A 20,237-nucleotide genomic window follows, 5' to 3' on the forward strand; every position below is an offset into this window, starting at 1 on the left:
GTAAGACAAGGCCATAGAAAGCCGCACCGTCCCCCGACACAGAGCCGCCCTGTCAGCTAGACTCAGAGGTGGGATCACGCCGGGACTAATCTATGTTCAAGCAGCTGCTGAGGGGGGTATTACTGCTCGCTTGCCTCTCCCCCTTTTGCCAGGGGCGAGATCTGGCGCTGGCCTTGATGTATGGCAACCCGCAGCAGCGGGATAATTTTGTCGCCGTGTTGCGGGGGTTTTATGCCGAGACCGGGATCCGCGTACAACTCCTGGCCTACACAGATCAAGAGTACAAGGCCAAATTTCCACTCTGGCTGACGGCGGAGCACTCCCCGGATCTGCTCTACTGGCAGGGGGGAGAGCGTCTGCTGACCTATGCCCGTCGCGGCGCCCTGCGACCACTGGATGAACTGTGGCAAGCGCAGAATTGGCAAGCTAGCTTCGGCAAGGCCATGCAGCGAGCCGTTTCCTGGCGGGGACACACCTATGCCCTACCCTACAGCTACTACCACTGGGGGATCTTCTACTCCAAACGCACATTGCAACGGGTCGGGCTCACCCCGCCGACCACTTGGTCGCAACTGCTGCACAGCTGCACCCGGTTACGCCAGCAGGGGATCACCCCGCTCGTCTTGGGCAGTAAAGACCAGTGGCCAGTCCTGGCCTGGTTTGACTATCTGAACTTGCGCCTCAACGGCTTGGCCTTTCACCAGCAAGTGACCCGCGGCCAGGTGGACTACCGGGATCCGCGCATCAGGCAAGTATTCAACCATTGGCTGCAACTGATCCGGGCCCGCTGCTTCAATGACAACATAGCCCAACTGGATTGGAACGACAGCATCTCCTACCTCTATTACGGTAAGGGGGCCATGACCCTGATGGGCAGTTTTGCCATTGCAGAGCGGCGCAGTGATGACATCCAGACCCTGCCGTTTCCCCGTATCCGCGCCGATATGCCCCGCTATGAGGATGCACCGCTGGATCTCTTCGTGGTGCCAGCCCGAGCCAACCCGCACCTGGCCGACATCCAACAGCTGCTGGCCTATCTGGGGCAGCCCGAGGTACAGATAGCGCTAAATCAGCGGTTGGGCACCTTCTCACCCCACAGACAAACCCAGCAACAACTCTCCCCCCTCCAGGCGGCCAGCCAACAGCTACTGCAGGGCGCCGCCGGCTTCACCCAATACTTTGATCGGGATGTGCCCCCGGATTTCGACCGGACGGCCACCCCCATCATGGCGCACTTTGCCACGCATCCAGACATAGAGAGCACACTGACGCAGTTGGAAATCCTGCGCCAGCACTACTACCCGGCAGCCGCGCCTCAACCAGAGCCCAAGCTCAGGCTAAATAGCACCAGGCAACCTTAACCCCGTCGCCGCCAACAGGTGACCTGCAGCAGACGATAGTCGTAGCGGCGCCCGCTCAGACGATAGGCCACCGGCAGTTCCTGGGGCGCGCCCAACTCCTCGAACTCGGCCGCCAGTAGCCGTTGCAACCCTTGATAACTGCCCAACACCTCACCATTTTCCCTGATCCCACCCAGCCAGTGGCTCTTGGGGGTGATCGCCTCTTGCCACTGATAGCTGGAGCTCAGGATCAGCACGCCCCCCGGTTTCAGGCGACGGGCCACCTCGGCCAGAAAAGTCCGGGGCTGCCGCAGCTCATCGAGCAACTCAGAGGCCAGCACCAGGTCATACTCTTGATACTTTGGCTTCAGGTTACAGGCATCCCCCTGACTGAACTGCACCCGCGCTACCTGCTGGGCACCCAGCCCCAGGGGAGAGAGGCGCGCCTCACGATACTCCTGCAGCTCCCCTTCCAGGGGCAGCTGATAGGCAAACCGCTCCTGCCGCACCAGGCTCAGGGCCACATCAATATAGCGCGCCGAGAAGTCCACCCCCTCCACCTGGCTAAAGTGGCGCGCCAGCTCCAGACTGCTGCGACCGACGCCACACCCCATGTCCAGCGCCTTGCCACCCGCGGGCAGCAACTCGGCGGCAAGCCTGGCCAAGTGGCAACCTGGGTGTTCCAACCCGGGCAGGGTCGGGCCATAGGCGGCCTCCAGGGCCTGAGCCAGCTGGCTATCCTGCAGATAGGGGTTGGCCTGCGGGGCCTCTCGGTGCCGGGAGACCACATAGCGAAACCCGGCATGCTGGAAGAAGTGGCGGCGGAAGGCATAACGGGAGGAGCGGATGGCCAGATTACCGGTGGAGATCCAGGAGCCCCCCTTGATCAGGGCATGTTTGCCATCAAAGGTGGGGGTAGAGAAGTCATCATACAGAGGGTGAACATGAAAACCGTCAAAGCCATCTATGGTGCTGCTGCTCCACTGCCAGACATTGCCCAGCAGATCGAAGAAGTCGCCTTGCGCGAAGTGATCCACAGGGCAGGAGGAGGCCCACTGCTCCAGGTTGATATTGCCCGGCGCCGATGCCCCATAGGCTGGCTCGACGGGGAGACGATCACGCAACTGATACCACTCGGCTTCACAGGGCAACTGCACGGATAAGCCGGTTCGCTCCGCCTGCCAACGACAGAAGGCCTCCGCCTCCAACTGGTTCACCTCTACTGGCCAATCCCAGGGCATGGCCACCTCACAACACATCAGTCGCAACCGGCGTGCTGCCCCGGCGCCCAGCCAGAAGCTGGGCTGGCTAGCCTGGGCAAACTCGCGCCAGCGCCACCCCTCCTCACTCCACCAACGCGGTTCACCATACCCGCCAGCCTGCACAAAGCCCAAAAATTCGGCGTTACTCACCAGCATGCGGCTGGCCTGGAAGGGGGCCAGCTCCACCTGCCGCTGCCCATATTCGTTGTCCCAACCATAGGTGGCATCGGTGGCGACCTTACCCAGCGTCACCAGGCCACCCGGCACCGCCACCAAGTCGTTGGCAGGCACCCGCTCCGGGGTCTCGCGCGCTAATGGACAGATGGGCCAGTTGGGCAAGGAACGAACCCAGGCCAGGGGTAATTGCCGAATGAGAACCGAAGAGGTTTCCAGATGAATTCGTTCATGCTCTATCCCCATCAGGATCACCCAGGCCGGGCTCTGCCAGGTGATGGGCAGGGTCAAGGGCAGCTGGTCGATAAACTCATCGACCCGGCTGCGCACCCGCTGGCGATAGGCACGCAGCTCGGCCACACTGGGCCAGGCGTAGTGACTCTCGTCCAGATCATCCCAGCTCATCTCATCGACCCCGATCGCCACCATGGCTTCGATGCGTGGATCCAGCCGCTCTGTGATGAGACCCGCCGCCAACAACTTATTGATAAAGAAGGCCGCCGTATGGCCGAAATAGAAGATGAGCGGGTGACGCAAGGGGATCGCCTTCTTGAACCAGGCGTCATCGCAGGCCAGACTCTCGAAGAGTGACTCATACAGCTCAGTGGTCTGATGAAAATAATCGCGCAGCGCCTGACGCTTGGCCTCGACATCATCACCGGCTAACCATAGAGTGTGGCTGGCTGGCGGCAGGGAGGGGTCGACTGTCACTATCTGGCTCCTTGAAAGAAAAATGGAAGTAAATACACAGTAGCAACTTGCCAACAGGCAAGTCTCTCTTGATTTGACTATAACGAGTTTGATAGCGGAAACGATCATTTCGTTTGCCCGATAAGATCAACCGTAACCAGGAGTTGTCATGCCAGCTTGGTGTTACCCCCTGCTGTGGTGCTGGCTGGCCTGGCTGTTGCCGGCAGAAGCCACCCCCCTGCGCGTGGCCGTCAACAATGCGCCCCCCTATCGCATAGTCGAAGCCCCCGTCTACCGGGGCTACTATATCGAACTGCTACAGGCGGCGGCCAAACTGGCTAATCTGGAACTGGCATTTATCGATGTTCCGCTCAAGCGCGCCTTTCAGATGCTGGAACGAGGTGAAGCGGACCTGATGTTAGGGCCCAACCGCACCCCGGAGCGGGAGAAGTTTTTGCTCTTCCTGAGCGATGCCCCCTTCCCAGCCGAAGACAAGGTCTTTATGGTGGCCCATCCGGATCGCATGATTCGTTCGCTCAATGATTTGCAAGGCAAGCGTATCGATGTGCTGGCCGGTGCCGTCTACCACACGGATATCGATCGCGCCGGCCAGCTCAACAAACATGAACTCAATAGCTATAATCAGGCGTTGCAACGACTAGCCATAGATCGTAGCGATGTGGTGATCATCCCCGAGGCCCAGGCTGACTGGCTGACCCAGGAGCTGGGGCTCTCGCTCATCAAATCCTCCTATCGCCTGCGCGGCTCCCCCTCCTATATGGCCTGGTCCAAGGCGACCTATGATGCCAACCTGGCTCACCGCCTGAGTCTGGGCATGCAGCAGGTGCTGGCCAGCGAGCAGGGGCGCATGATCCGGGCCCATTACTTTCACTAAACGCCCTGTCAGATCCAACAGCCCATAGGGCCTGAAATTAACTAACAAACTGAAAATAAAGCAAAATAACAGTTAACTCCCGCCACGATACAACTCATTTAATTGTTTCATCATCTATGCTTCTTTGAGCAAATGGCCACGCGGCTTGAGCCATTCTCTCTTCTGCCAAGGAGCCATAGATGCGCAACAACCAACCCGTTAGCCAAAAAGAGAGAGAGTTCAATGCCGACACCCGGCTAGTCTCCATGACCGATCTCAATGGCGACATCACCTTTGTTAACCAAGATTTTCTGCGTATCAGTGGCTTTAGCGAGCGTGAACTCATTGGCAGCCATCACAACATAGTCCGCCACCCGGACATGCCGCCAGGCGCCTTTGCCGATCTGTGGCAGACCATCAAATCCGGCCAGACCTGGCGCGGCATGGTGAAAAATCGGAGCAAGAATGGGGATCACTACTGGGTCGATGCCTATGTGATGCCCATCATCCAGGATGGTAAGACCACGGGCTTCCAGTCGGTGCGCAGCAAGCCCACGCGCAACCAGATTGCCGAGGCTGAAGCCCTCTATGCCAAGATGCGCAAAGAGCCAGGCCTGCCGTTGCCCAAAGCCCGAGGTTGGCGTCATACCTCGCTGGCCTTTAGAGGCTGGCTGCTCGGCAGCATAGCGCTCATCAGCTCGGCGCTACTCTTGCTCCAGGATCTGTGGCAAGTCAGAGCTGAACCGTTAAATGCTGACACGCTCCTGTTTAGCCTGCTCCACCTAGGTAATCTGCTAGCCTGCGGCACCCTGCTGGCCCTGTTGCAATGGGGCATACTGCAACCACTGCGGCTGAGTGCAAAAAACCTGGTGGCTATCGCCAACGGGGATCTGACCGCTAACTTGCCCAACCTGCCACAACACGAAATCGGTCGTATCACCCTGGCGACCCGCATGATCCAATCCCGTCTGCTGGCCATCTTCGGCCGCTTTGGTGAGGCAACGGCCGCTCTATCCAACTCCGCCGATCAACTGGCCGCCACCTCACAGCACATGAGCCGCGGGGCCAGTGAGCAGGCCGCCAGCGTGGAGGAGACCTCAGCCGCCATGGAGCAGATGACCGCCTCGATTGCCCAGAATACCGACAGTGCCAAGGTGACCAATTCCATCTCCAGCAAGGCGACGAAAGATGCGACCCATGGGGGAGAAGCCGTCAAGCAAACGGTGGCAGCCATGAAACAGATCGCAGGCAAGATCAGCATCATCGACGATATCGCTTACCAGACCAATCTGTTGGCCTTGAATGCCGCCATTGAGGCCGCGCGAGCCGGCGAACATGGCAAAGGCTTTGCCGTGGTCTCGGCTGAGGTGCGAAAATTAGCCGAGCGCAGCCAGACGGCCGCCCAAGAGATAGGCGCCGTTGCCAGCAGCAGCGTGGCCCTCGCCGAGCAGGCCGGAGCCCTGTTTAGCCAACTGATCCCCGACATCCAGCACACCTCGGATCTCATCCAGGAGATCACCTGCGCCTCTCAGGAACAGACAGTTGGCGTTAATCAGATCAATCTGGCCATGAACCAGTTGAGCCAGATCACCCAGCAGAGCGCCAGCGCCGCCGAGGTGCTAGCCGACACCGCCAAGGCGGTGAATGGCCGGGCAGGCCAACTCACCGACTTGATCTCCTGTTTCCGGCTGAAATAGGGGCACTCAGGGGTTTAGTTTGCAGAGGATCCCTTGCGCGCCGCAGGCAGCAGGGGCCCTGTTGTGCGTCTTCAGGTTTAAAACATCAGCGGAACACCCAACCCATCTACGCGGCAGGCGCGGCACCAGTGCAAGATCATCTAGCTGCCCCTCATTGATGCCTGTCGATACAAACTAGCCCTGCACTATGAGATAGAGAGGCGTGAGATCCCACTAAAGGCAAGCTGAAGTCAGATGAGCTTACCCAACGTATCCTCTTCAAGGCCGCGCTGGCCCACCCCAGATGAGTGAGCTCGACCGCCAGTCACATGCCCTTTCGTTATTTTATGGCTGCCGTTTAACTACCGTTTTTGTTCTCGGCGAGCAAATGTAATAAGGTCTCCACTGCGGCAATAGTGGCGGAGTCCCATAGCGCGACTGCCATTTGCCGCTGCGACAAGAAGGAGTTGTCCATGCTGGCCTTTATCCCGCCCACCGTCCTCTCACCCCTGTTGAGCCTGCTGATCTTCATCGTCGGCCATGGTCTGTTGTCGACCCTGCTGACCCTGCGTCTGAATGCCGAGGGCGTCGCTGCTGGCTGGATCGGTCTGGTCAGCAGCGCCTACTTCGCCGGTCTGGTGCTCGGTGCCTTCGTCAATGTGCGCCTGATCAGGCGGATCGGCCACATTCGCGCCTATGCCGCCTACGCCTCGCTGCTGGCGGTGCTAGCACTTTGTCACGGCCTCATTGTCGACCCGCTGATCTGGAGCGGGCTACGCCTCATAGGCGGCTTTGCCACTGGCGGGCTGTTTGTGGTCATCGAATCCTGGATGCTGGTTTCCAGCTCACCGGCCACCCGTGGCCGCTTGATGGCCTGCTACATGATACTGCTCTACGGGGGCCTCGCCGCCGGACAGTGGCTGCTGCGTTTTATCGATCCGCTGCAGCTCTCACCGTTCGCACTGGCCGCCATCAGCGCCTCACTCTCCGTGCTGCCCCTGGCGTTGACCCGAGTGCCTCTGCCACAGACCGAGGCGGCAAGTCATATCAGCCTGTTGAGCCTGGCTCGCCTCACTCCGGCCGCAGTAGGTAGCTGCGTGGCCTCGGGTCTGGTGCTCGGCGGCATCTATGGCCTGTTACCCCTCTTCTTTGCCGCCAGTGGGCGCGATCTAAGTGCGGTCGCCAATCTGATGGCACTGGTGATCCTGGGGGGCATGGTGCTGCAGTATCCGCTGGGGCGGCTCTCGGATCGCTTCGATCGGCGACGCATCCTCGCCTGGCTGGGGCTGGGGTTGATGCTCTTTAGCATCATCATGCTCGTCGCCAGCCAACTGCCCTGGGGCTGGCTACGGGCGGGGGCCATATTCCTGTTCGGCGGGCTGGCCTTCTCGCTCTACCCCATCAGCCTGAGCCAGGCCTGTGACGAGTTGACCCCGGAGCAGATGGTCAGTGCCAATCAGGGCATGTTGCTGGCCTACAGCCTGGGATCCATGACCGGTCCCCTCTTGGCCTCCCAGGCGATGCAGCACACCGGCCCCCAGGCGCTGTTTGCCTACTTCGCCCTGTGTGGTGGTCTCTTGACCCTCTATCTGTTCTGGCGCCAGCGACAGCGCTCACCGGTACCGATCGATGCCCACCAGAGCTATACGCCTATGGCGCCGAATACGCCACTGGCGGCCGAACTGGATCCTCGCACCTCGGACGCCGTGCCAACCACAACCGTGGGCAACGAGGGCTGACATCCTAATTTGGACCCACAGCTTAAGATGACAGCTCCCCGGCTTGGCTCTCTGGATCATCGAAGGTGCATTGGCTTATCTGCTCAATCAGCCAGCGGATATCCGGCTGGTGATCGTAGAGGGAGTGGCTGAGTATGGTCAGGCTCAGATCCGGCGCCCCTTCCGGCAACTCCAGAATGCGCACGGGCAACATGCTGACCAGCTCACGAGCAATGAGATAGGGCACACACATCAGATAACCCGAGGCGGCGACCACTCGTCCCCCCACCGCATAGCTTTGCACCACGGTCGCCAGGGTACGCGACAGATGGTTGGCCGTCAGCCAACGTTCGATAAGATCCGCCCCCGAACTGACCGCCGGCAAGTGGATCTGCGGCTCGGTCAGAAACTGCTTGAGCGACAGCTGATCGGGCAGATCACTACGAGCCCGTGAGGTGATGGCGACAAACCTGTCCTGCAGCCAGGTGCGTTTGTTAAAGAAGTGCGGCACATACTGCAACCCATCTATGCCAACGAAGACATCCAGCTGCCCTGATTCTACCCCCTCGTGCTGGATCTTCTCCGCCAGGATATCCACGCTCAAACGGATATTAGGGGCTTGAGTCTTAAATTTGGAGACCAGGCGCGGCAGCGCCAGAAACTCGAAATAGTCGACCGCCCCCAAGTAGAAGGTTCTCGCCGAGGTGGCTGGATCAAACTGACGGCTACCTGTCATCCCCCGCTCCAGCCGCCCCAAGGACTCCCGGATAACAGGGATCAGTTGCCGCGCTCGCGGGGTGGGCTCCATCCCCTGACTGGTGCGGATAAACAGTGGGTCCTCTAACTGTTCGCGTACCCGATTCAAGGCATGGCTGAAGGCCGACTGGCTCATATACAGCCGCTCTGCCGCCTTGGTGACGCTTCCTTCATCGGCCAACACTGGCAGTAATTTCAATAAATTCAGGTCCATACCCACCACTATTAATTATATTCATCAAATAATGTATATATTGCATTTCAATCATAACACTAAACTCGGTATTAGTTTCTTAAGGAACCGAACTCACTTCGGCTAAAGGGACTTCTATGAATACATCACAAACCACCAGACAGATGGGTCTGGTCAGTCAAATTCTGTTTATCCTCTGCTCCGTACTCATCATAGACACGCTGACGGCCGCCGCGGCCATAGGCACAGGGGTGATCGGTTGGTGGATAGTCACCCTGCTCTTCTTTGTCATCCCCTACGCCCTGATCGCCGCCGAACTGGGCACCAGCTACCCCTCAGAGGGGGGCATCTACTCCTGGGTCAAACGGGCCTTCGGCCTGAAGATGGCCGCCCGCACCACCTGGCTCTACTGGATCAACGTGGGGCTGTGGATGCCGGCGGTTTACATCATGTTCGCCGGTATGGTGGCAGAGCTGTTCCTGCCCGAGCTGAGTCTCGGCTGGCGAGTGGTTATCTGTATCGCACTGATCTGGCTGACGGTGGCGTTCTGTAATGTCTCGGTACAGGTGGGGGTCTGGGTCAGCAAGATTGGGGCTCTGCTGAAGATGATCGTCATCTGCGCGCTGGGTTGTGCCGGATTTTACTACTCTCTGCACCATGGCATGGCCAATGATCTGAACTGGCAGAGCATGCTTCCGTCACTGGATGAGGGCGTGGCTTTCCTGCCTGCCATCATCTACAACCTGCTGGGGCTGGAGCTCATCGCCTGCCTGGGCAAAACCGTGAAAAATCCGGTTCGCAACCTGCCCCGCGCCATGCTGGGTGCCAGTGTCATCATTGCCGCTCTCTATCTGTTTGGTACCCTGGGGATACTCGCGGCGCTGCCCGTCGAGAAGGTGGGCCTCATCGCCGGTCTCACCGATGCCTCCCGTGTGCTGTTTGCCGATCTGCCTCACCCGGATCTGCTGGTCAATGGCTTGGGCATCATGGTCTTGCTGACCTTCATCAGTAACATGGTGAACTGGACCATGGGTTCCAGCCGAGCCGCAGCCGAAGCCGCGGAAGCGGGCGAGTTACCCGCCTTTGTCGCCCGTCGCCACGCCAAATATGGCTCGCCTGTGGGCGCCAATGTCTGTACCGGTCTGGTTGCCACCCTGGTGATCCTGGCCTATGCCCTGCTGGCCCAGAGCAATGACGAACTGTTCTGGAGTGTCTTCGCCTTCTCCAGCACCATATTCCTGATGCCCTACTTGCTGCTGTTCGCCTCGTTCCTGCGTCTGCGCCAGCAAGATCCGGCCACCCATCGCGCCTTCAAGGTTCCGGGGGGAGCGCCCCTCGTGCTGCTGATGACCGCCAGTGGCCTGCTGTTTGTGTTGGGCGCCCTGCTGCTGTTTATCTTCCCGCAACTGCTGGAGTGGCAGATTGATTGGCACACCAGTGCCCCCCTGCTCATTGGTCTGCTACTGACGCTGGCCATAGGGGAATGGCTGGTGAGTCGCTCGCTGAATCGTAGCGCACTAAACCCCGTTACCGCCTGATCACCACCCTGCAGCGGCGCGCAAAGCGCCACTAAAAACAAACCCCGCATCGTCAATGACGGTGCGGGGTTTGTTTTATTTCAGCTCATCCAGCAAGCGCAGGCTCAGGCCTGCGACCGGCTTATTTCTGTGGGCACTTACTTCTGCGGACGCTTACTTCTGCGGACGCAGTGCCGGGAAGAGGATGACGTCACGTATGGTGTGGCTGTTGGTAAACAGCATCACCAGACGGTCAATACCAATGCCTTGACCGGCGGTCGGCGGCAGACCGTGCTCCAGCGCGGTGACGAAGTCGGCGTCATAGAACATGGCCTCGTCGTCGCCCGCTTCCTTCTGCTGCACCTGCGCCTGGAAGCGCTCGGCCTGATCTTCGGCATCGTTGAGCTCGGAGAAGCCGTTGGCCAGTTCGCGACCACCGATGAAGAACTCGAAGCGGTCGGTGATCTCCGGGTTCTGGTCGTTGCGACGAGCCAGCGGCGATACGGCTGCCGGGTACTCAGTGATGAAGGTGGGCTGCATCAGCTGGGCTTCGGCTGTCTCTTCGAAGATAGCGGTAATGACATGGCCCAGCTCCCAGCTCTTCATCAGCTCGACGTGGTGACGCTTGGCCACGGCCTTGGCGCCTTCCAGTGTGGTCAGCTCTTCGGCCTTCACATCGTTACCGTACTTGAGGATGGCGTCGACCATGGTCAGACGGGCAAAGGGCTGACCGAAGTCGATCTCGAAACCCTCTTCCCCTTCCTTGGCGTAACGGAGGGTGGTGGTACCGTGGATGTCCTGCGCCAGAGTGCGCAGCATCTCTTCGGTGAGATCCATCAGATCGTTGTAGTCGGCATAGGCCATGTAGAATTCAAGCATGGTGAATTCCGGGTTATGGCGCACCGAGATGCCTTCATTACGGAAGTTACGGTTGATTTCGTACACCCGTTCGAAGCCACCGACCACCAGACGCTTCAGATAGAGCTCGGGGGCGATACGCAGGTACATGTCGATGTCCAGCGCATTGTGGTGAGTCACGAAGGGACGCGCGGAGGCACCACCGGGGATCACCTGCATCATGGGGGTTTCCACTTCCATGAACTGCTTGTCATTCAGGAAGTTACGGATACCGTTGACCACCTGGTTGCGGATCTTGAAGGTCTTGCGCGACTCTTCGTTGGCGATGAGATCCAGGTAACGTTGACGGCAACGGGCTTCCTGATCGGTCAGACCCTTATGCTTCTCCGGCAGCGGGCGCAGCGCCTTGGTCAGCAGACGGATGTCGGAGACATGTACCGAAAGCTCACCGGTATTGGTGCGGAACACTGTCCCTTCCACCCCGACTATATCGCCCAGATCCCACTTCTTGAACTGCTCGTTGTAGAAGCCTTCGGCCAGGTCGTCACGGGTGACATAGACCTGCACCTTGCCGCCCATGTCCTGCAGGGTGGCAAAAGAGGCCTTACCCATGATGCGGCGGGTCATGATACGACCGGCGATCTTCACCTTCACATTCAGCGCCGCCAGCTCGTCGGCACTCTTGTCATCAAACTGCTCGCGCAGCTCGCTGGATATATGGTCACGGCGGAAATCGTTGGGGAACGGATTACCCAACTCACGCAGGGCGGCCAGCTTGGAGCGACGCTGGGTCATCTCGTTGTTAAATTCCTGAACATCCTGTTCTGGTGCTTGATTCTGTTCTGACATGATAATTCCTGCTTGGATTACAGCCCGGACTTCAGGCTGGCTTCAATAAACTTGTCCAGATCGCCATCGAGTACCGACTGGGTGTTGCGGGTCTCGACCCCGGTACGCAGATCCTTGATCCGTGCATCATCCAGCACATAGGAGCGGATCTGGCTACCCCAGCCGATATCGGACTTGGTCTCTTCCAGCGCCTGCTTCTCGGCATTCTGCTTCATCATCTCCAGCTCATAGAGTTTCGCCTTGAGCTGTTTCATCGCCTGATCTTTGTTCTTGTGCTGGGAACGGTCGTTCTGGCACTGAGTCACGGTATTGGTCGGGATGTGGGTAATACGCACCGCAGACTCAGTCCGGTTGACGTGCTGACCACCGGCGCCGGAGGCACGATAGACGTCGATGCGCAGGTCCGCCGGATTGATTTCGATATCGATGTCTTCATCGATTTCCGGATAGACAAACGCCGAGCAGAAGGAGGTATGACGACGGCCACCGGAATCGAACGGGCTCTTGCGCACCAGGCGATGGACGCCGGTTTCGGTACGCAACCAGCCAAAGGCATACTCACCGCTGAATTTGATGGTGGCTGATTTGATGCCAGCCACGTCGCCATCGGTACATTCGATGAGCTCAGGCTTAAAGCCACGGCCTTCACCCCAGCGCAGGTACATGCGCAGCACCATGCTGGCCCAATCCTGAGCCTCGGTACCGCCCGAGCCTGACTGGATATCCATGTAGCAGTCGGAAGGATCGTGCTGACCGGAGAACATGCGGCGGAATTCCAGATCCACCAGCTTCTTCTCCAGCGCCTCGGCCTCGGCTTCGGCCTCGTGGAAGGTCTCTTCGTCTTCGCCTTCCACGGCGAGGGAGACCAGCATCTCCACATCCTCGGCGCCCTGGGTCAGGACATCTATGGTGGCGACAATCACTTCCAGGGACGAACGCTCCTTGCCCAGCGCCTGGGCCCGTTCCGGCTCGTTCCACACATCCGGCTGTTCCAGCTCGGCACTTACCTCTTCCAGACGCTCTTTCTTGGCATCATAGTCAAAGGTACCCCCTCAGAAGCTCGGTCCGTTCAGACAGCTCCTTGAGTTTATTCAGTACGGGATTCACTTCAAACATGAAGGACTCTCTCATCTCTTTAAGCAGGCCGGGAGCTCCCCGGTCCGGGTGTGACAGAAGCCACCGGGCCTCAAACTCGAAAAATTGCTCGAGTTGGCACGGCAACTGTAGAAAAGCGCAGTATTTTACCCAATTGAGTGGGGAATAGACAGGTTTAGCGCGGCTTTTTCCTGGCTCTATTCTGCCAGCCCGCGTCATCTCGCCTGGCCACTCAGCTCAGCCCAGTACGACTTGCCGACCAATCTATGGCGAGCGTCATTTTTCCAATAAATCACGCTTACAATAGGAAAAATCAGCCTAATATTAAGCGGTTATCACTCATCCTAGTAAGGCTCTCCATGCCCAACCTGACCCTGAAACGTAAGCTTCTCCTTTCCATCAGCCTGGCACTGCTCAGCGTCATAGTGCTGCTCTCGAGTTTTTCCTATCTGGCACTGCGTGAACAGGTGATTGATGGTAACTACCAGCAGATTGAGCGTCTGACCGAAAAAAGTGCCCAGGCCATCGCCTCCTGGCTGGAGGGCAAGCGTGCCGCCATCCGCTCCTTGCAGCAGAGCGATACCTATCAACAGTCCAAGAGTCTGTTGCTGATCCGCGATGCCAGCGACTTTATCAGCGTCTACTTCGGCGATACAGAAGGAGACATGACGGATGATGACCCAACCGATGATGGCGATGACTACAAAAATTATGACCCACGCCAACAGAGTTGGTATCAGGAGGCACAGAGCAGCAGTAAACCTGTTCTGACCAAACCCTACCTGGATACCACCTATACGCCCGCTCAGGTGGTGCTCTCGGTAGTGCAAGCGCTGCCAGGTGGCGTCGTCGGCGGGGATATCAGCACCCAACGCCTGCAGGAGATCCTTGGCGGCATGCGTCTGCCGGCCCAAGGGTTCAGCATACTGATAGATCAGCAGCATGATGTGGTGGCCTATCGGGATCTCGCGCAGGTTCTCAAACCACTCAACACCCTGATGCCTGGACTAAACCCAATCCAAATCAGCACCTTACTGCAGAGCCATAAGCCGCTTGAACTGCAATGGCAAGGCCGCGACAAACTGGTGTGGGCCAAGGCCATTCCCGATAGCCAGTGGATCTTGTTATCCGTCATAGATCAGCCGACCCTGCTTACCCCCCTGCGTCATCAACTGCTGCAGCAGACCCTCCTCTCCGCAGCCCTGTTGTTCGGCAGCCTGCTCGCCATTGGCGCCCTAATTGGTCTGCTGTTTCGCCCCTTGCGCCGGGTTTCCGCGGCTCTGGCGCTGATTGCCAACGGCAATGGGGATCTGACCCAGCGCATCCTGGTCCAGACCCGGGATGAGGTGGGGCAACTGGCCAGCAACTTCAATCAGTTTGTGGCCAGCCTCCATGAGCTGGTCGGACATATCCGCCACGAGGCCGAATCCATCACCACAGCGGCCCACCATGGCCTGCAACGCAGTGCCGGCACAGTGCAGGAGTTGGGGCGCCAGCAGCAGGAGATCACGCTGGTGGCCACGGCGGTAACCGAGATGGCCTCCGCCACGGTGGAGATTGCCCACAATGCCGAGAACACCGCCGCGGCGGCACAACACTCCACTAGCAGCAGTGCCGATGGCCGCAACCTGGTCAATCAGACCCGGGGCTCCATCACCAGCCTGGCGAACGAAGTGGGCGAAGCCACTACCGTCATCATCGAGCTCAGTCGGCATGCCGCGGATATCTCCAGCGTGCTCGCCACGATCAAGGGCATTGCCGAGCAGACCAACCTGCTGGCGCTCAATGCCGCCATAGAAGCCGCGCGCGCCGGAGAGCAGGGTCGCGGCTTTGCCGTGGTCGCCGATGAGGTACGGGTGCTCTCCCGCCGGACCCAGGCCTCAACCACCGAGATCCAGGCCACCATAGAGACACTGCAAAAAACCACCCAGCAGGCCGTGACCCTGATGGAGAAGAGCCAGTCACTGGCCCAGCACAGCGTGCAGGATGCGGAAGCCGCCGCCAAGGCGCTGGATGAGATCACCCAAGCGGTCAGCCTCATCTCCGACATGTCGACCCAAATCGCCACCGCCGCCGAAGAGCAGACCAAGGTGACCGAGGAGATCACCAGTAATGTCACCGCCATCAAGGAGGTCGCGGATGAACTGGCCGCCGGGGCAGAGCAGGAACAACAGGAATCCCTGCTGTTACAGCAACAGGCCCAAGCACTGAACGAGAAGGTGGCCCGCTTTATCTTGTAAATGGGCCACGGCGTAAAGGGCTCGCTAGAGACCCTTTCGCCGTGGCGGCCGCCAAAAAACAGCTCCCAGGCGGCGTTATCATAACCAGCCATCACGGCTCACATTGCGGACATGCTATTGATAGCATTTAATGAAGAGGAACCATTACGATAATAAAGAGATCAGCATGACCCCACGCTCACTGAAACAGAAAATCCTCATCTCGGTAACGGCAGCGCTCAGCGGTGCCATTCTGCTGCTTTCCGGCTTTGCCTATTACAACCTGCGCCAGCAGGTGCTGACCGATGGCTATGCCCAGATCCACAGCCTAGGCACCGAAGGGGCTCGCAGCATATCTGAATGGCTCGCCAGCAAGCAGCAGGCCGTTGCAGCCCTGGCCGCCCAATCGCAGTTGGAGTCTAGCCGCGAGCTGCAACTGACCAAGAACAGCGCCGGTTTTCTCACCGCCTACTATGGCGATGAGACCGGAGCCATGCGTGATGAGAATCCGCAATCGGATTACGCAGGCTACGACCCTCGCAGCCGCCCCTGGTATCAACAGGCCAAGGCCGCCAATGGAATTATTACCACCCTCCCCTATGTTGACCATACTACCCAGAAGCTGGTGATCACTGTGGCCAAGCCAATAACCCATGGTGTGGTAGCGGCCGATATCACTATCGATAAGGTGCTGGAGACCATCAATCGGCTGAAACTGCCGGCCCAAGGCTTCGCCATTCTGGCCGACCATGATGGCTCAGTCATTGCCTATCAGGATAAGAGCAAGGTGCTCAAACCCATCAGTGACATTCACCCTCAGCTCACGGCCAGCTATCTGGAACAACTGAAACAAGCTCAAACACTACAACCTCTGGCATGGCCAAGTGGCGACAAGTTGCTCTGGGCTGTCGCCATACCCAACAGCCATTGGGAGCTGATCTTTGTGCTGGACGAGAGCACCCTGCTAGCCCCCCTGACCAGCCAACTCTGGCAGCAACTGGGCATAGCCCTGCTGATCCTGGTCGCCAGCCTGTTGGCCATCGGCAGCCTCATCACCCTGCTCTTTCGCCCCCTGGGCGTGGTCTCCAGTGCCTTGGCGCACATAGCAAGCGGCAATGGGGATCTGACCCAGCGGATCCATATCCAGACTCACGATGAGGTCGGACAACTGGCCAGTAACTTCAATCAGTTTGTGGGCAGCCTGCATGAGTTGGTGGGCCACATTCGTAACGAAGCTGAATCCATTGGCAACTCAGCCAGCCATGGCCTGCAACGCAGTGCCGGCACAGTGCAGGAGTTGGGGCGCCAGCAACAGGAGATCGCCATGGTAGCCACGGCGGTGACCGAGATGGCCTCTGCCACGGCAGAAATAGCCCACAACGCCGAGAACACCGCCGCCGCGGCGCAACAATCCACCAGCAGCAGTGCCGATGGCCGCAACCTGGTCAATCAGACCCGGGGCTCCATCACCAGCCTGGCGAACGAAGTGGGTGAAGCGACCACTGTTATTGCCGAGTTGAACCGCCACGCCAGTGACATCTCCAGCGTGCTGGCCACCATACAGGGGGTCGCCGAGCAGACCAACCTGCTGGCGCTCAATGCGGCCATCGAGGCCGCTCGCGCCGGAGACCAGGGGCGCGGCTTTGCCGTGGTTGCCGATGAGGTACGGGTGCTCTCCCGCCGCACCCAGGCTTCCACCACCGAGATCCAGAGCACCATAGATACCCTGCAGCGCACCACCCAGCAGGCCGTTACTTTGATGGAGAAGAGCCAGAACCTGGCTCAGCAGAGCGTCCAAGATGCCGAGGCAGCCTCCAAGGCGCTGGAGGAGATCACCCGAGCTGTGAGCCTCATCTCTGACATGTCAACCCAGATTGCCACCGCCGCCGAAGAGCAGAGCAAGGTGACTGAGGAAATCACCAGCAACGTCACCGCCATCAAGGAGGTGGGCGACGAACTGGCAGATGGGGCCATGCAGGAACAAAGGGAATCCCAGTTGTTGCAACAACAAGCCCAAGCGCTGAACGAGAAGGTGGCCCGCTTTATCTTGTGAGCCAGCCCCACGCACAAACAGGGCTCAATAATGAGCCCTGTTTCATTCATGATGATAGCCATTTGATTCCAATCGCCGCTAGCTGACTCACAAACTCAATGATGAAACCCGCTAACTGCCCGCCAGAATTCTATACTCAGTTAATTCCCCATTGAGACAAACTTGGCTATGCAGAGCGTGCTATTTTTTCTGTTCGGGAGATGGCTTATCCCTTCCCTGATGGGCCGGTCGTCCTCCAGCTTACGTCTAACCAAGCCCCACGCCTGGTTCCCTGCCGCCACCCTGTGGTTGGCAACTCTGCTGCTGAGCCTGAGCAGTTGGGCAGCCACCCCACTGCCCACCACCGAGCCTCTGCAGGTAGGGGTACTGGATATTCCACCTCTGGTACACATCCATGGCAATGGCCAGCTCTCCGGGCCGCTGCTGGAGTATATGCAAGCCCTACTGCATGAGGCGCACATCCCCTATCAACTGGAAGGCTTTCCACCACGCCGCCTCTATCGCAACCTGGCCAATGGCACCAGTGACTTCTGGATTGGCGTCAAACAGGCGCCAGACTATGAGGGTAAGGTGCTCTATGGCGATCAGCCCATTATAACCCTGCACCTGCAGCTCTACTGGTTACCGGAAGTCGCTCCGCTGCAAACCCTGGAGCAGTTGCGAGAACAAAAATTGATCGTCATCCGCGGCTACAGTTACGGCGGCCGGCTCGAGCCCCTGAAGAACCGGGATATCGGTTTGAACTGGCTGGCGGTAGAGAGTCACCACCGCGCCCTGGATATGCTCACGCTGCGCCGAGGCGACTACCTGCTCAACTACGCCGAAACTGTTGATGAGATGCTGCCACAGAGCCACAGAATAACCCTGCAACACACGGCGATCGCCGAGCTGCCCATGTACCTGATCATCAGCCGTCAGACGCCGGAGGCCGAGCAGTTGATGGCGCGCCTCAATCAGGCGGCCCGCCAGTTGAGGGCCAACGGCGAGATGGCTCGCCTGCTACGTCTTCCCCCCCTGGCCCTGGCTCACACCGACTAACCGGTATCACAGTGGACGCAGCAGACTCACCAGCAACTGCACGCTGCGATTGCCCCGCCACTCATTAATATCCAACCGATAGGCCAACTCCACCCACTGGATGGAGCCATTGGGCCAGAGATCCAGATCCACATTGAAGGCGATGGCATCCAGCTCGGGCCCTCCGGCCTCGGGGCGTAGCTGCATCTTCAGGTGCTTGCCCCCCACCAGCCGCTGGGTAAGCAGACGAAAACGACCATCGAAACCGGGTTCGGGGAACGCCTGACCCCAGGGCCCCGCCAGACGCAACTGCTCGGCCAACGCCAGAGTCAGTTCATCGGGGGCCAGCTCGCCATCGGAGAGCCAACAGCCGGTGAGCTGATCCGGGCTCAACCACTCGGCCACCAGGGTGGCGAAGTGCTGTTCAAACTCGGCAATGCGCGCCTTGGGCAGGGTGAGCCCCGCCGCCATGGCGTGACCACCAAATTTAGTGATAAGCCCTGGATGCAGGGAGTCGAGCCGTTCCAGGGCATCACGCAGATGCAACCCCGGAATGGAACGCCCTGAGCCCTTGAGCTCCTGCTCACTGGCTTCGGCAAAGGCAAATACCGGACGGTAAAAGCGCTCCTTGATGCGAGAGGCCACCAGCCCCACCACCCCCTGATGCCAGTCCGGGCGATAGAGCACGATACCGGCCGGCAGTTCGGCCCCCGTATCCAATAGACTCTCCAGGCCATTCAAGGCCTCGCTCTGCATCCCCTGCTCTATCTCCTTGCGCTCCTGGTTCAGGCTATCCATCTGGCTGGCCAGCTGCCGCGCCAGATTAGGATCGTCACACAAGAGGCAAGCCACCCCCAGAGACATGTCATCCAAGCGCCCGACCGCATTGAGCCGCGGCCCCAGAAAAAAGCCCAGATCGGTAGCCGTCAACTGCTGCGGCTCGCGCTTGGCCACCTCGCACAGGGCCTGGATGCCAGGGCGGCACTTACCCGCCCGGATGCGCTGCAACCCCTGATGAACCAGGATGCGGTTGTTGGCATCCAGCGCCACCACATCGGCGACCGTCCCCAAGGCCACCAGATCCAGATAATCCGCCACATTGGGGGCCACCCGCTGCTGCTCGGCGAACCAACCGATTTGCTGCAGATGGGAGCGCAACGCCGCCATCAGATAGAAAGCCACCCCCACCCCGGCCAGATTGCCGGAGCCAAAACCACAGTCGCTCTGGTTGGGGTTGATGATGGCATCGGCAGCCGGCAGCTCGGCACCCGGCAGGTGGTGGTCGGTGACCAGCACCGCCATGCCCGCCGCCTTGGCCGCCGCCACCCCGGCCAGGCTGGAGATGCCATTGTCCACCGTGATGAGCAACTGCGTGCCACGGGCTATGGCCAAGGTCACGATTTCCGGTGTGAGGCCATAGCCATATTCAAATCGGTTAGGCACCAGAAAATCCACCTGCCGACACCCCATGGCCCGCAGGGCCAGCACACACAAGGCCGAGCTGGTGGCGCCATCGGCATCGAAGTCGCCGACTATCAGGATCCGCTGCTGCTGGCGCAGGGCATGCTCCAGCAACGCCAGCGCCTCAGCCATTCCCTTGAGGCCAGAGGGGGGCAACAGCGCCTGGGTGCCCTTATCCAACTCGGCGGCAGAACGCACCCCACGGCTGGCATAGATCTGGCGCAGACGGGGGGAAAGTTCGGCAGGCAGATGGGCATCATCCACCAGAGGGCGGCGTTGGATTGTCAGATTCATGATCTCTTACTCAGGGTGATGGCTCGGGGGTCGCACGAGGCAGCTCGGCTGGCCAGACCTTAGCCCGAAGCGTGCGCCATGGCAACCCACAAGCCGGGCTGACACGCTCTTGGCCACGGCTCGGAGCCAAGGGGTACTCTCCTGGCAGAGCCTGAGCAGAAAAAAGAGGGGAATTAGCCAAAGCTCGCAGA

At 59.4% G+C, this 20,237-nt stretch carries 13 protein-coding genes; 8 read left to right on the top strand and 5 right to left on the bottom strand.

Annotated elements, in window-relative coordinates; all coding sequences use genetic code 11:
• Positions 1–92: 92 nt before the first annotated feature.
• Complete coding sequence (locus tag ACZYTD_RS00695) at positions 93–1,361, top strand: ABC transporter substrate-binding protein (protein ID WP_463887859.1); 1,269 nt, start codon at positions 93–95, stop codon at positions 1,359–1,361.
• On the opposite strand, the gene ovoA is transcribed toward ACZYTD_RS00695, so the two are convergent.
• Positions 1,358–3,487, bottom strand: coding sequence for a 5-histidylcysteine sulfoxide synthase (ovoA, locus tag ACZYTD_RS00700; protein WP_463887861.1), 2,130 nt, complete (start codon positions 3,485–3,487; stop codon positions 1,358–1,360). The genes ACZYTD_RS00695 and ovoA overlap by 4 nt on opposite strands.
• Before the next feature lie 148 nt (positions 3,488–3,635).
• Here ovoA and ACZYTD_RS00705 point away from each other — a divergent pair, with 148 nt between their 5' ends.
• The 3 genes from ACZYTD_RS00705 (at position 3,636) to ACZYTD_RS00715 (ending at position 7,755) form a co-directional block, all read left to right on the top strand.
• A complete protein-coding gene (locus ACZYTD_RS00705) occupies positions 3,636–4,361 on the top strand; it encodes a substrate-binding periplasmic protein (RefSeq protein WP_463887863.1) in 726 nt (241 codons plus the stop codon).
• 179 nt (positions 4,362–4,540) lie between these two features.
• Entirely contained in the window at positions 4,541–6,037 is a 1,497-nt protein-coding gene (locus ACZYTD_RS00710) for a methyl-accepting chemotaxis protein (protein WP_463887866.1), read from the top strand.
• A gap of 452 nt (positions 6,038–6,489) precedes the next feature.
• The gene (locus ACZYTD_RS00715) at positions 6,490–7,755 is read left to right on the top strand and encodes an MFS transporter (RefSeq protein ID WP_463887868.1); all 1,266 of its coding nucleotides are present in this window, start codon (positions 6,490–6,492) and stop codon (positions 7,753–7,755) included.
• Between the two features lie 22 nt (positions 7,756–7,777).
• Here the strand turns inward: ACZYTD_RS00715 and ACZYTD_RS00720 are convergent, their stop codons facing one another.
• A complete protein-coding gene (locus ACZYTD_RS00720) occupies positions 7,778–8,704 on the bottom strand; it encodes a LysR family transcriptional regulator (RefSeq protein ID WP_463887871.1) in 927 nt (308 codons plus the stop codon).
• Between the two features lie 116 nt (positions 8,705–8,820).
• On the opposite strand from ACZYTD_RS00720, the gene ACZYTD_RS00725 reads away from it, so the two are divergent.
• A complete protein-coding gene (locus ACZYTD_RS00725; protein ID WP_463887874.1) occupies positions 8,821–10,221 on the top strand; it encodes an APC family permease in 1,401 nt (466 codons plus the stop codon).
• Between the two features lie 153 nt (positions 10,222–10,374).
• Here ACZYTD_RS00725 and lysS read toward each other — a convergent pair whose 3' ends face one another.
• A complete protein-coding gene (gene lysS / locus ACZYTD_RS00730) occupies positions 10,375–11,907 on the bottom strand; it encodes a lysine--tRNA ligase (protein ID WP_463887877.1) in 1,533 nt (510 codons plus the stop codon).
• A 17-nt stretch (positions 11,908–11,924) separates the two neighbouring features.
• Positions 11,925–13,023 (bottom strand): peptide chain release factor 2 gene (gene prfB, locus ACZYTD_RS00735; protein ID WP_463887879.1). Its coding sequence is split into 2 segments (ribosomal slippage): positions 11,925–12,947 and positions 12,949–13,023, totalling 1,098 coding nucleotides; the frame shifts between segments, so codons are not numbered across the junction.
• Positions 13,024–13,361: 338 nt separating this feature from the next.
• Between prfB and ACZYTD_RS00740 the strand changes: the two genes are divergently transcribed.
• The 3 genes from ACZYTD_RS00740 (at position 13,362) to ACZYTD_RS00750 (ending at position 18,312) form a co-directional block, all read left to right on the top strand.
• A complete protein-coding gene (locus ACZYTD_RS00740) occupies positions 13,362–15,242 on the top strand; it encodes a methyl-accepting chemotaxis protein (RefSeq protein WP_463887881.1) in 1,881 nt (626 codons plus the stop codon).
• Between the two features lie 166 nt (positions 15,243–15,408).
• Positions 15,409–17,274, top strand: coding sequence for a methyl-accepting chemotaxis protein (locus ACZYTD_RS00745; protein WP_463887883.1), 1,866 nt, complete (start codon positions 15,409–15,411; stop codon positions 17,272–17,274).
• Positions 17,275–17,493: 219 nt separating this feature from the next.
• Positions 17,494–18,312 (top strand): substrate-binding periplasmic protein, encoded by an 819-nt coding sequence (locus ACZYTD_RS00750; RefSeq protein ID WP_463887886.1) that lies wholly within the window; start codon positions 17,494–17,496, stop codon positions 18,310–18,312.
• A gap of 6 nt (positions 18,313–18,318) precedes the next feature.
• Here ACZYTD_RS00750 and recJ read toward each other — a convergent pair whose 3' ends face one another.
• A complete protein-coding gene (recJ, locus tag ACZYTD_RS00755; protein WP_463887889.1) occupies positions 18,319–20,046 on the bottom strand; it encodes a single-stranded-DNA-specific exonuclease RecJ in 1,728 nt (575 codons plus the stop codon).
• Between the last annotated feature and the right edge of the window lie 191 nt (positions 20,047–20,237).

Source organism: Pseudaeromonas sp. HNCC25DJ180 (genome assembly GCF_055413345.1).